The organism is Sporichthya sp. (assembly GCF_013815995.1).
In the GTDB taxonomy this organism is placed as follows: Bacteria; Actinomycetota; Actinomycetes; order Sporichthyales; family Sporichthyaceae; genus Sporichthya.
In genome coordinates, this window is the sequence record NZ_JACDFE010000139.1 from 1 (window position 1) to 11,916 (window position 11,916).

At 71.4% G+C, this 11,916-nt stretch carries 10 protein-coding genes, 1 tRNA gene and 1 pseudogene; 6 read left to right on the forward strand and 6 right to left on the reverse strand.

Features of this window, described 5'->3' with window-relative positions; translation table 11 throughout:
• Nucleotides 1–47 precede the first annotated feature (47 nt).
• The 3 genes from H0X00_RS15440 to H0X00_RS15450 all read left to right on the forward strand — a co-directional run bounded on the left by H0X00_RS15440 (nucleotide 48) and on the right by H0X00_RS15450 (nucleotide 3,205).
• Complete coding sequence (locus H0X00_RS15440; RefSeq protein ID WP_293772606.1) at nucleotides 48–1,319, forward strand: AAA family ATPase; 1,272 nt, start codon at nucleotides 48–50, stop codon at nucleotides 1,317–1,319.
• Between the two features lie 328 nt (nucleotides 1,320–1,647).
• The gene (locus H0X00_RS15445) at nucleotides 1,648–1,932 is read left to right on the forward strand and encodes a helix-turn-helix domain-containing protein (protein WP_293772593.1); all 285 of its coding nucleotides are present in this window, start codon (nucleotides 1,648–1,650) and stop codon (nucleotides 1,930–1,932) included.
• A 109-nt stretch (nucleotides 1,933–2,041) separates the two neighbouring features.
• On the forward strand, nucleotides 2,042–3,205 hold the full coding sequence (locus tag H0X00_RS15450) for a tyrosine-type recombinase/integrase (protein ID WP_293772595.1): 1,164 nt from the start codon (nucleotides 2,042–2,044) through the stop codon (nucleotides 3,203–3,205).
• Nucleotides 3,206–3,286: 81 nt separating this feature from the next.
• Here the strand turns inward: H0X00_RS15450 and H0X00_RS15455 are convergent.
• Both H0X00_RS15455 and H0X00_RS15460 read right to left on the reverse strand, forming a co-directional pair.
• A tRNA-Lys gene (locus H0X00_RS15455) sits at nucleotides 3,287–3,359 on the reverse strand.
• 23 nt (nucleotides 3,360–3,382) lie between these two features.
• Nucleotides 3,383–3,913, reverse strand: a complete 531-nt coding sequence (locus H0X00_RS15460) for a L,D-transpeptidase (protein WP_293772608.1) — start codon at nucleotides 3,911–3,913, stop codon at nucleotides 3,383–3,385.
• Between the two features lie 266 nt (nucleotides 3,914–4,179).
• On the opposite strand from H0X00_RS15460, the gene H0X00_RS15465 reads away from it, so the two are divergent.
• The gene (locus H0X00_RS15465) at nucleotides 4,180–4,860 is read left to right on the forward strand and encodes an alpha/beta fold hydrolase (protein WP_293772597.1); all 681 of its coding nucleotides are present in this window, start codon (nucleotides 4,180–4,182) and stop codon (nucleotides 4,858–4,860) included.
• Nucleotides 4,861–5,029: 169 nt separating this feature from the next.
• On the opposite strand, the gene H0X00_RS15470 is transcribed toward H0X00_RS15465, so the two are convergent.
• The 3 genes from H0X00_RS15470 to H0X00_RS15480 are packed head-to-tail and all read right to left on the reverse strand — an operon-like array spanning nucleotide 5,030 to nucleotide 9,098.
• Complete coding sequence (locus H0X00_RS15470; RefSeq protein ID WP_293772598.1) at nucleotides 5,030–6,229, reverse strand: acyl-CoA dehydrogenase family protein; 1,200 nt, start codon at nucleotides 6,227–6,229, stop codon at nucleotides 5,030–5,032.
• A gap of 59 nt (nucleotides 6,230–6,288) precedes the next feature.
• A complete protein-coding gene (locus H0X00_RS15475) occupies nucleotides 6,289–8,661 on the reverse strand; it encodes a hypothetical protein (RefSeq protein WP_293772599.1) in 2,373 nt (790 codons plus the stop codon).
• 41 nt (nucleotides 8,662–8,702) lie between these two features.
• Nucleotides 8,703–9,098: an ACT domain-containing protein gene (locus H0X00_RS15480; RefSeq protein ID WP_293772601.1), complete on the reverse strand. Its 396-nt coding sequence runs from the start codon at nucleotides 9,096–9,098 to the stop codon at nucleotides 8,703–8,705.
• 38 nt (nucleotides 9,099–9,136) lie between these two features.
• On the opposite strand from H0X00_RS15480, the gene H0X00_RS15485 reads away from it, so the two are divergent.
• A complete protein-coding gene (locus H0X00_RS15485; RefSeq protein WP_293772602.1) occupies nucleotides 9,137–9,730 on the forward strand; it encodes a hypothetical protein in 594 nt (197 codons plus the stop codon).
• Here H0X00_RS15485 and H0X00_RS15490 read toward each other — a convergent pair.
• Complete coding sequence (locus H0X00_RS15490) at nucleotides 9,696–11,582, reverse strand: S9 family peptidase (RefSeq protein WP_293772603.1); 1,887 nt, start codon at nucleotides 11,580–11,582, stop codon at nucleotides 9,696–9,698. The genes H0X00_RS15485 and H0X00_RS15490 overlap by 35 nt on opposite strands.
• Before the next feature lie 104 nt (nucleotides 11,583–11,686).
• On the opposite strand from H0X00_RS15490, the pseudogene H0X00_RS15495 reads away from it, so the two are divergent.
• Nucleotides 11,687–11,916, forward strand: a pseudogene (locus H0X00_RS15495) (hypothetical protein); the annotation flags it as partial.

Consider the following 11,916-nt stretch of genomic DNA (forward strand, 5'->3'; position numbering starts at 1 on the left):
TCCCCGGCAATCACCCGGGTCAGGCTGCCCTCAGCTTCACCACCCCGCTGCGACGAGGCGGCGGCGAAGGTCTCTCACCTCCACTCGAATCAACAGCGCCTCACGGCGCACGCAAGCATCTCGGCAATCGCAGTCGATGGGAACTACGTCCCCGCCAGCTTCTGATTGTGGACGAGGCCTCGATGGTCGCCACCTCCGATCTCGACCGCATCGCAACCCTGGCCGAGGCGGCCGGGGCGAAGGTCGTCCTGGTCGGTGACCACCACCAACTCGGCGCTGTCGGCGCCGGTGGCGCGTTCGCTCTGCTGGCTGAGAGCCCGCACGCGCAATCCCTGGCCGAGCTCTGGCGCTTCCGCCACCGCTGGGAAGCAGGCGCCACCCGGCAACTCCGCGAGGGCGACCCCGCTGCGATCGATACCTACGCCGAGCACGACCGAATCCACGACGGCCCCCACGAGCTCATGCTCGACCGCGCCTACACAGCCTGGGCCGCCGACATCAACGCCGGCCGAAGCGCTCTGCTCCTGGCCGCCGACCGCGCCACCGTCACCGCGCTGAACACCCGCGCGCACGACGAGCGCGTCAGAGCCGGGCACGTCCAACCCGGCGGAATCCCCCTGGCCGACGACACCACATGCGGGCGCGGCGACATCATCGTCACCCGCCGCAACGACCGCCGCCTCACCACCGCAGACGGCGGCCACATCCGCAACGGCGCCCTCTGGGAAATCACCGGCGTCCGGGAAGACGGCGGCCTCGACGTCACCAGCACCGAACACCGGGGCAAGCCCGCGGAGACGGTGCGGCTACCGGCGGACTACGTCCGCGATCACGTCGAACTCGGCTACGCCGCCACCGTGCACCGCGCCCAGGGCACGACGGTCGACCACGGCCATGTCCTGGCCACCGCGGCGATGACCCGGCAGACGCTCTACGTCGCGATGACCCGCGGCCGTGAAACCAACTACGCCTACGTCGCCATCGACGGCCTGGACACCACCTGCGCCGACCCGACCAGCCCCGAGGTCCCGACGGGCCGTCAGGTACTGCACAAGGTCCTCGCCACCGACGGCAGCGAACTGTCCGCCACCGCCACGATGCGCGGTCGCCAGAACGAGGCCACCTCCCTGCGCCGACTGCTCCCCATCCGCGAAACCTTGATGGCGAGTTTCGGCCTCGACCCCGACGACGCCCCTACCTTGGCCCAGATCAATGCCCTCCTCGCCGCCCGAGCCGCCGCGATGCGCTCCCCCGGACCGGCACCCAGCACTCCGGGCCCAGATCATCGCGCCGGGCGATCGCGAGGAATCCAGCGATGACCCCCACCGAGACCGAGCACCTTCCAGCGATCGTTACCCACCTCCCCGTGCTGGCCGGCCGGGGCACGGCAAGCGGGCCGGCAAGCGGGCCGGCAAGCGAAACCGACCGGCTCACCCCCGGCACGCAAGCATCTCGGCAATCGTCCCGGCGCAGTCTCAACAATCCGGCACAGCCCCGTCATGTCTGGGCGGTGCCCCGTCGATGTCGCGACCCGACGAGCACACCTGAAGACGCGCCGCCGTGATCATCCACCCACAGCGCGATCCGACCATCGCACGACCGCGACCCGCAGACCGTGGGTCCCTTAATCACCCAAGGAGCGACACCATGCCGACCGAGGACACCAGGCTCAACGTGCGCGCTGGAGTCGCGACCACCCCGCTACCGCCCGGGGAGCCGATGCTTCCGGTCCAGCGCACCGGCGGCCCACCTGCGGGGGCATCCCTGCTCACCGTTCCCGAGGCGATGGCCGCCCTGCGGCTGTCCCGAACCACGCTCTACGAGTTGATTCGCACCCGCGAGATCAGGACCGTGAAGGTTGGGCGCTGCCGGCGGATCCCGGCTATCGCGCTCGTCGAATATGTCGACCGGCTGCTCGAGCAAGCCGGCTGATCCGCCGGCCCACCCTCGGCCAAGCAGTCACCGGCGGGAAACTCGGTGCAACGCCGACCGTCACCGGTGCGATCTATGATCCCGATGCGCCAACAGGCAGGAGGCTCCGATGAGCAGGCCACGCGCACCCGGCGTGACACGTAACTCCCACGGCGAGTCCACGATCAGCCAGGATGCCACCGGGCGTTGGCACGGCTACGTATCGATGGGCTTGAAGGACAACGGCCGGCGCGACCGACGCCACGTGAGTGGGGCACGGCGAGCCGAGGTCGTCGCCAAGGTCCGCGCCCTGGAGGAAAAGCGCGACGCGGGCACGGCCGGGGCCGCGGGCAAGGCCCCGACCGTGACGACCTGGCTGGAGCACTGGCTCGACACCATCGCAGCCCGCCGCGTCCGCACCTCGACCCTCACCCGGTACCGCCAACTGGCCACACATCAACTCATCCCCGGGATCGGGCATCACCGCCTCGACCGGCTCCAGCCCGAACACGTCGAAAAGCTGTACGCCGAGTTATCTGCCCGCGGCTTGGCCCCGGCCACGGTGCGCCAGGCCCACCGGGTTCTGTCCCGGGCGCTGAAGGTCGCCATGCAGCGCGGGAAGGTCACCCGCAACGTGTGCACCCTCGTTGACTCACCGACCGTGGACCGCGGCGAGGTTGAGCCCCTCACCGGAGCGCAAGCACGCAAGATCTTGGCCACCGCAACCGGCACGCGCAACGCCGCCCGCTGGTCGGTCGCGCTCGCGCTCGGACTACGCCAGGGCGAGGCCTTGGGGCTGCCCTGGGACGCCCTCGACCTCGACGCGGGCACCCTCACCGTGCGGCAGGCCCTGCAGCGCCAAGCCGGCGCCGGGCTGGTCCTGGTGGCACCCAAATCGCGGGCCGGGCGTCGAACAATCGCCTTGCCGGAACAGTTGCGGGACGCCCTCAAGGCCCACAGGGGCGCCCAGCTCGCCGAACGGATGGCCGCCGGCCCCGAGTGGCACGACCACGGGCTGGTGTTCGCCCAACCCAACGGGCGCCCGATCGACCCCCGCGCCGACCACCGCGCCTGGCGTGCCCTGCTCGTGGCCGCCGACGTCCGCGGCGCCCGGCTGCACGACGCCAGGCACACCGCCGCGACGCTGCTGCTCCTGCAAGGGGTACCGGCCCGGGTGGTCATGGAAATCCTCGGCCACTCCCAGATCAGCCTCACCTTGGGTACGTACAGTCACGTCGTTCCCGAGCTGGCCCAGGACGCCGCCCGACGCATGGGCGATGCGCTGTGGGGCTGAAAATTTCAACTGGCCACCAAACTGGCACCATGACGGACCGTCAGAGGCTGTCACTGCGGACGAAGTACCAGGTCAGAGGGGTGGGCCGTCGGGGGATCGAACCCCGAACCCGCGGATTAAAAGTCCGCTGCTCTGCCAGTTGAGCTAACGGCCCGGCGGGCAAAGGCTACCTGGCTCCTAAGTGACGACGACCTTGGTGCGGACGGCGGCGAAGTCGTAGAGGTGCTTGATCAGCGGGTGGGGCATCCGGATGCAGCCGTGGGACTTCGACAGGTCGGTGCCGGCGTAGTAGTCCGGGTGGATCGGCCGGCCGGTGCGCTTGGACACCGGGATCTCGTGGAAGCCGACGATGCAGTCGTGGAAGCGGACGAAGTAATTGATCTGCAGGCCGCCGGAGCGGTCGGTGCGGTAGCGGGAGCGCGCGGGCTTCCCGCACTGCGCGCCGGTGTAGTACACGTCCTGGGGCAGCCAGTCGTTGTCGACGATGCCGCCCTGCGCCTTCACTGAGCCGTCGGCATTGACCAACCAGATCCAGTTCTGGCCCTGGCTCATCACGATCCGCCGGCCCTTGCCGCTGTGGGAGGGGACCGGGCGGTCATCGCAGGCGACGGCGTTGTTCTTCTGCATCCGCTTCATCGTGGCCTTGGTCAGCCGGCCGCTCTGGGTCATGCCGTTGGCAGCCTGAAACCGGATGACGGCGGTCTCCAGCCGCGGGCCCTGCGCGGGCCGGGCCGATGAAGCAGCCCAGCGATTTCAACGCGGACTTGGCGACCTTGTTGGCGGCCACCTCCGCCGACGCGACGTCCTTCGGCTGAGCGGCACCCCGAGCCTGGGCAGCGTCCACCGGCCCGAACGCCGTCACGGCGATCAGGGCGGCCAGCGCGGCTGCGGTCGTCCGTCCCCCCACGCGTCGGATTATGGAGTCGGACCCAGGCGCCCCGTGGGAACTTGCTGCAATCGGGAAGGATCGCTGCGTGGACCCGATCACCATCACCTCCGGCGGCGTTCAACTGACCGCGGACTTCTACCCGGCTTCCGGCGATCTAGCGTTCGTCGTCACCCACGGCTGGGGCAGTGAGCGACCGGTCGACATCCCGGCCGCGCTGGCCGGCGCCGGCTTCCCGACCCTGGCCCACGACCTGCGCGGCCACGGCGAGAGCGGCGGTGTCCTCGAGCAGGCCTCGCGGGCGGACTGGGTGGCAGATCTGGTTGCGGTGATCGACCGACTGCACGCGCTCGCGCCGAGCGCGCGCATCGGGCTGCTCGGCGCCAGCTTCGGCGCCTACCTGAGCCTGATGGCCAGCGACACCCGCGCGGTCGCCGCGCTGTCCCTGCGGGTGCCGGCCAACCTTCCGGACGACGACTTCGATTCGCCGTACCTCGACCGGTTCGGTCCGGGCAACCGGCGCCGGGAGGACATCTACCCCGCGGACAGCCGCGCGCTGCGGGCGCTACGCGGCTTCGGCGGTTCAGTCCAGCTGATCGACGCCGACGGCGACGGGGTGATCCCGGCGCAGACCATCGAGGACTACGCCGCCGCTGTCGAGCCGTCCCGGCTGAGCCGGTACACCTTGCACGGCCCGCACCACCTCGCGACGCCCGAACTGCGCGGGGAGTACATCGCGGCCCTGCTGGCGTGGGCCGACTCCGTCTGACTGCGCGCCGCGACGGCCCTCAACCTCTGCCGGGCGGTGCGCCTATCGGCGCGACGCGATAGGCGCGACGCGATAGGCGCGACGCGATAGGCGCGACGCGCCACACAAGACGCACTGCGGGGCAACCTCTGTCGCGGCCAGGGGGCGGGTCGAAGGGGCGGCGCGGAGCTCAGCCGTCGAGGCGGTCGCGGACGCGGGCGGCGGCGCGCTTCGCGATCGACATCTTGTGTACTTCTGTCGCACCGTCATAAATGCGGAAGGCGCGGATCTCGGCGTAGACGCGGCCGATCACCAGGTCGTCGGTGGTGCCCATGCCGCCGGCCAGCTGGACGGAGCGGTCGACGATCCGGTTTACCGCCTCGGAGATGAACACCTTCGCCTTCGAGGAGGCCTCCGTGGCAGCGGCCGGCTCCGCGGACTCCACCTCAAGGCAGGTCTGCAACAGCAGGGCGCGGCACACGGTCAGCTCGATCTCGTTGTCGGCGATCATCGCCTGGGCCATGCCGAGGTCGGCGAGCGAGCTGCCCCACATCTCCCGGTGCACCGCGCGGTGCAGGGCGATCAGGTGCGCGCGGCGGGCGGCGCCGAGCCAGCGCATGCAGTGCGTCAGCCGGGCCGGCGCGAGGCGCACCTGGGCGTAGGCGAAGCCGCGGCCCGGCTCACCGAGCACGGTCTCGTCGGTGACGAAGACGTCGTTCAGGCCGATCTTGCAGTGCCCGCCGGGCATCGTGGAGTCCAGCGTGCGCGGGTGGCCCCTGACCTCCCAGCCCGGGTTGTCGGTGTCGACCAGCAGCATCGTCGCGCCCTTGCTGCCGTCCTCGCCGCCGCCACCCTTGGCCATCACGATCGAGAACGCGGCGCCCTCGGCCCCGGTGATCAGGTGCTTCTCCCCCGAGATCACCCAGCCTCCGGAGACCTTGCGCACGGTGGTCCTCATGGAGCTCGGGTCAGAGCCCGCACCGGGGGGCGGCTCGGTCATCGAGAAGCAGCTGCGCACGTCGCCGTGGGCCAGCGGGACCAGGTACTTCTCCCGCTGCGCCGGGGTGGCGATGACGTTGAGCATGTGGATGTTGCCCTCGTCCGGGGCGTGGCAGTTCAGCGCCAGCGGGCCGAGCAGCGAGCTGCCGGCCTCCTCCAGCAGGATCGCCGACTCGGCGAGGGAGAACCCACCGCCGCCGAGGTCCGCCGCCGCCTGCGGGGCGAACACCACGGCCTCCTTGGCCGCGGCCTGCAGCTCGCGGCGCAGGTCGTCGTCAGCGCCCTTGGCGAACGCCTCCTGCTCACGGGGGACCACGACCTCCTCGACGAAGTCGCGGATCCGGTCCTGCCACTCGGTGACCCGCTCGGGCAGCGAGAACTCCAGCGCCATGGGTGGCCCCCTTCGTGAGGTCGTCGAAGGCAGTATCCCCACTGGGGGAGGTGCTCAGGTCATTCGGGTCGGGGCCTCGGGCCCCGGGTTCGCACCCGACGCGGCCCGGGCGCCGGTTTGGCCACCGGCGTGGGCGGGGGCGCCGGTTTGGCCACCGCCGGGGCCGCCGGTGTGGGGGCCGGCCACGACCCGTGCGCCCCGAGTTCGCGGATCCGCGCCCCGAGGGCCTGCAACTCGGCGTCAGGTTTGGCCGAGGCCGCGATCCGGGCGATCTGGTTCGTCGTGAACTGCACGCCGTGACGCTGCGTCAGGAACGCCTTGAGGTTGGTCGCCTCCCGGCCGTCGAACGAGTCCCGCCACGCGGCGAGCAGTTCGTCCCAGGTGGCGCCGGGCACGAACTCGTCCGCCGGCAGGTAGCAGATGACGTCGGGGGCGGAGAGCGTCTCCAGCTTGATCCGGTGGGCCCGCTTCGCGCGGATCGCCCGGGTCAGCAGGTTCTGCAGCCAGCGCGCTTCGGCGCCGGGCATCTTGCCCAGGGGCACCAGGGCGCGGATCGCGGACTCGGTGCCGCCGCGGGAGATCGCGGCCTGCGCCTTGTCCCACACCGGCTGGATCGAGGCGCGGGCGATGTTGTCCAGCACCAGCACGATCGCGGCGTCGGTGAAGTCCCAGATCAGGCCGGCGGTGGCCAGGGACTGCATCTGCTTGGCGCCGCCGACGGGGTAGATGACGCTCCACGAGTCCAGGTCCGGCGCGAGCAGCGCACCGAGCACCTCCTCGTCGTGCTTGCCCTCGACGATGACGAAGCAGCGCACCATCTGCAGCAGGTCGGCCGGAGTCAGGCCGAGGTCCTCGCGCATGTGGTCGCGCTTGAGCTCCTCGCGCAGCGCGAAGTCCATTCCGCGGGCGGTCGCGGCGCCGGAGGCGAGCCGGGTGACGTGCATCAGGGAGACCCGCGCCGGGTCGAGCATCGCCGGGGAGTGGGTGGCCACCGCCATCCGCAGCCCGGACTCGTCGGCGATCTTCACCAGGGCATCCGGCAGGGCGGACTCCGCACGTCGGTGCAGGCCGGACTCGGGCTCGTCGCAGAGGAAGACCACCGGCAGCGCCTCGGAGCCGGCCACCGAGACCGCCAGCGCCGCGGACAGCGCGGCCCAGCGGCGCTGCGCGGTGGAGAGCGCCGCCAAGGGCAGCGTCGCCGCGGCGGCGGTGCCGGCCTGCGGGAACCGGGCCACCCAGCTCGGCAGCACGCCGGCCAGCCAGTCGTTGGGGTCACCGGGGGCGAAGACCAGTTCGGGGGCGTCCGGGAAGACCGCGCGCAGGTAACGGGTGGCCAGTTCGGTCAGGCGCGCCAGCAGCGGATCGACGTGCGGGTGGAAGTGGGCGCCGCCCCTGGCGAAGGAGTCGAGCATCTGCCCGCCGGCGGCGCGCAGCACCTCCTCGCGGGTCAGCTTGTCGACGTCGGCCGGGCTGGTCTCGTCGGTGACCAGCTCTACCAACGGCACGGTGATGGTGGCGATCTCCACCACGGGAACGGTCGCCCACAGCGGCCACGGGACGCCGCGCACGTCGGTGCCCAGCTCCGGTGAGGTGCCGGGGCCGACGTACCCGCGGCCGGAGATGAACGCGTCGCTGATGTCGGAGAGCTCGCGCCACGGGAACCCGGAGTTCGACAGCACGACGCCCTCGTCGAGCGCCAGCCGCAGCCGGGCCGCCGGCTCCTCTTCCTCGTCCTCGATCGGGTGCGAGCGGTCCTGCTCGAGCAACACAGCGCAGGCGATGTCTTCCTCCGACGCGGCGGAATAGACCGACCAGCGCGGGGCCTCTCGGCTGCCGATCGCACGCAGCACGAAGTGCCCGCCGCGGGTGATCTCGGAGACCGCGGCCGAGTGGAAGCGCATGAAGTCACCGATGTGCTCCAGATCGGACATCAGCATCTGCTGGGCGGCCAGGTGCGCCCCGACCAGTTCGCGCAGCGAGGTCGGGCTGTGCGCCTCGTCGACGACGGCCTGGGTGAAGGAGCGGAAGTCGTCGAGCACCTCGGCGTAGTCGTCGCCCGGGCCGACGTCGAACTCCTCGTCGCGGCGACGGGCGAAGTGCGCGACAACGTCACCGCGAAGGCGGTTGAGGTGCTCGCGCATCGCCCGGGCCAGGGCGTCGCGCCAGGGATCGGAGCCACGGTCCTCGAAGTCGGCGTCGGCATCGGCGACCCGCACGTGCACCAGGCCCCAGCTGTCGGGCTGCGCCTCGCCGCGCAACGCCGCGACCACCGCCGACAGGATGCGCGTCTTGCCGGCACCGTTGCGGCCGTAGAGCGCAACCAGCGGCTCGTAGAGCGGGACGTGCACCCGCCCGACCGGGGCGGGGCCGCAGACCGTGACGCCGAGCAGCCGGACCGAAGCTGCGGCGTGCGTGGGTGCCAGGTCCGACATGGCTCGCAGGCTAACCCCTGACCCCGGGCCTGCGCCGGACGTTAGGACGCGGCGGGCACGCCGAGGACCTGCTTGAGGCCCTCGAGGTCCTGCGCGCCGAAGACGACGCGGTCGCCGGTGGCGACGTAGACCAGGTCCAGGTTGACCCCGGCCTTGGCGATCCGGCGGGTCACGTCCGCGAGCTCGCCGGGGCGGTCGTGGACGTCGACGATCACGACGTCGCGTTCCCGGCTGACCGTGACGCCGGTGATCGACAGCGAGTGCTTCGCGGCCTCGGCGTGCGGGACCAGGATGTGCAGCTCGGCGTGGTTGTCGTTGCCGAGGCACGTCGCCGCCGCGATGTTCACCCCCGCGTCGCTGATCGCGGTCGCAACCGTCGCCAGCGCACCCGGGGTGTTGTCGAGGTCGATCACCAGGTCGACCGCCATATGTCCCATCGCGCTCCGACCCTATGCCCGGGCGCAAGGATGGGGCCATGCCCGGAACGACAGTTTCCCGCCTCGCGTGGCTCGGCAAGGCGGCGGTCCTGGCGATGCTGCTGTTCGCGGCCACCCACACCGAGTACGACCGGTTCGCCGGCAAGGCGATGGCCGGCCGGGCGGTCGCCTACCCGCTGGCGCTGCTGATCATCCCGGCGGTCTGGTGGTTCTGGCGCCGCTCCCGGCCCTACCCCGCACTGGCGGACCTGCTGGTGACGCTGCCGTTCGTGGTCGACGTCGGCGGCAACTGCCTGGACCTCTACGACCGGATCGACCGGTTCGACGACGCCTGCCACTTCGGCAACTGGGCGATGCTGCTGGGCGCCCTCGCGGTCTCGTTGCCGCCGTCGCTGCCGGAGGCGGCGCAGCTCGGCCTGGTCGCCGGCCTCGGCTCCACGACGGCGCTGCTGTGGGAACTGATGGAGTACGAGACGTTCATCAAGGGCGGCACCGAGCTCGACACCGCGTACACCGACACCCTGGGCGACATGACGCTCGGCACCATCGGCGCCACCCTGGCGGGTCTGCTCGTGCTCTGGCTGCGCCGCCGCTCGGCTACGGACGCAGGACGTCGACCAGGAACGAGGTGACGCGCGGATAGGCGTCGAGGCGGTTCTTCAGCTTCGCCAGGCCGTGGCCCTCGTCGGAGTAGATCGCCATCTCGGTGCGGATGCCCTTGCCCCGTAGGGCGGCGTAGATCTGCTGGGCCTCCCCGACCGGGACGCGCGGGTCGTTGACGCCGTGCACGAGGAACAGCGGAGCGCGCATCGCGTCGAGCTGGTTGATCGGCGAGAGCTCCTCGAGCAGGTCGCGGTGGTGCTCGAGCGAGCCGTACTCGCGCTCGCGGAAGGCCCGGCGCCAGGACGCTGTGTTCTGCAGGAACGTCACCAGCGACGACATCCCGACGATGCAGACGCCGCCGGCCCACAGGTCGGGCTGGAACGCCAGCCCGGCCAGGACCATGTAGCCGCCGTAGGAGCCGCCGTAGAGCGCGCAGCGCTCCGGGTCGAGATCATCGGTGGCGGCGATCCAGCGGTGGATCCACTCCATGTCGCGGACGGAGTCAAAGCGCTTCTCGACATCGTCGAGAGCCTGGTAGCGCCGGCCGTACCCGGTGGACCCGCGCACGTTCGGCGCGATCACCACGAAGCCGCGGGCGACCAGGTACTGCGTCAGCGCCGCAAACGACGGCCGGTACTGCGACTCCGGGCCGCCGTGCAGGATCATCACGACCGGCCGCTTCCCCTCGGCGGGGCCGCGGGGGCGAAAGACGTAGAGGGGAATCGACTCCCCGTCGTGCGCGGGCACCCGGACCAGGTCGGGGGCGACGAGGGTCGACGGGTCGAGCTGGTGCGGCGAGATCGTCAACCGCGTCGAGGTCCCGGTGTTGGTGTCGTAGAGCCAGCCGTCGCCGGGAACCAGCGGCGAGGAGTAGGAGTAGGACAGGTAGCGCCCGTCGCGGGAGAAGGAGAACCCGCCCGCGACGCCGGTGCCGGGCAGGGGCACCTCGGCGGTGATCTCCAACGTCGCCGGGTTGTGCAACCGCGCCTCGGTGCGGCCGTCGGCATTGGTGACGACGAGCAGGTGACGCCCTGTCCAGTCCACTGCGCAGCCGGCGTCCCACTCCGGCTCGAGCACGAACTCCCACGCCCCGTCCGGGGTGCCGCGCGCGATCGCGGACATGTCCCGGCCGACGTCGTGGGAGAAGAAGAACGCCGAGGAATCCGGCAGCCAGGAGGTGCCGCCGATCTCGGCCGGCTCGGTGTGCGGGGCGAGCTCGACCAGGGACGCGTTGGTCCGGTCCAGCAGGTGCAGCGTGGAGTCGCCGGGCTGCTCGGTGAGCGCCCCGAGCGAGAGGTAGCGCCCGTCGGGAGAGAAGTTGCCGGCCCAGGTCCAGCCGCCCGGGGCGTGGACCAGGTGCTCGTCGCCGCTGGCGAGGTCGCGGGTCCAGATGTCGAAGTCCGAGCCGGTCCGCCGGTTGGTGGCATAGGCGAACGTGCTGCCGTCCCGGGTCACCCCGCCCGAGCGGTGGATGTGCTCGGGGTCAACCACCAGCGGGGTCAGCGCGTCCAGTCCAGTGACGGGGGCCGCCGGGGCATCCGCGCCGACCGGGAGCAGGTAGAGCTGGTGCTTCTCGTTTCCGCCGGCGTCGATGCCGATCAGGACGGTGTCGCTCAGCCCGTCAGGACCGTCGAGCGGCACCGGCAGATACCCCCCACCCGCGGGCTCCGGCAACGCTGTGACCTGCCGCAACGTCTCGATCGGGACCCCGTCGGGCTGGGCGTCGGCCATCTTTAGCGCATACAGCTGGGAGCTTCCGGGCAGATCCGAGCTGATCAGCAGCCGCTCGCCGGTCGGGGAGAACCCCGACGGGCCTGCGCTGCGCGTCTGCAGGTACGCGTGGATGTCGGGTTCGGAAACGGCAGCGTCTGGAGTTGTCACCGGGACAGCGTGAAGCACCTCACGGTGAGCCCGCCAACCACCACGCCGCCCAAGCAATCGCGTGTACTTTGCCGAGTGACTCGTCGGGAAGGCAGGGAGGCTCGATGAGCGACCGCGACCCGGGGCCCTGGTTCCGTGACGAACTCAGGCCCCAGCCGGCTCCGCCGGAGGACCCCCCGGAGGCGCCGACGGTTGTCGTGCGACCCGGCGGGAACTCGGCTGCGAACCCACCCGCGAACCGGCCCTTCCCGCCGGTGCACCGGCAGGACCCGGGCGCGCCCTACGGTCGGATGCCCGCCGTCAACGCCCCGCCGCGCTCGGTCGACGCCTACCC

Bases quoted from the DNA above. Each gene is read 5' to 3' on its own strand.
- H0X00_RS15445 (WP_293772593.1), top strand. From the start codon at position 1,648: ATGCCGACCGAGGACACCAGGCTCAACGTGCGCGCTGGAGTCGCGACC.
- H0X00_RS15450 (WP_293772595.1), top strand. From the start codon at position 2,042: ATGAGCAGGCCACGCGCACCCGGCGTGACACGTAACTCCCACGGCGAG.
- H0X00_RS15470 (WP_293772598.1), bottom strand. From the start codon at position 6,229: ATGGCGCTGGAGTTCTCGCTGCCCGAGCGGGTCACCGAGTGGCAGGAC.
- H0X00_RS15475 (WP_293772599.1), bottom strand. From the start codon at position 8,661: ATGTCGGACCTGGCACCCACGCACGCCGCAGCTTCGGTCCGGCTGCTC.
- H0X00_RS15480 (WP_293772601.1), bottom strand. From the start codon at position 9,098: ATGGGACATATGGCGGTCGACCTGGTGATCGACCTCGACAACACCCCG.
- H0X00_RS15485 (WP_293772602.1), top strand. From the start codon at position 9,137: ATGCCCGGAACGACAGTTTCCCGCCTCGCGTGGCTCGGCAAGGCGGCG.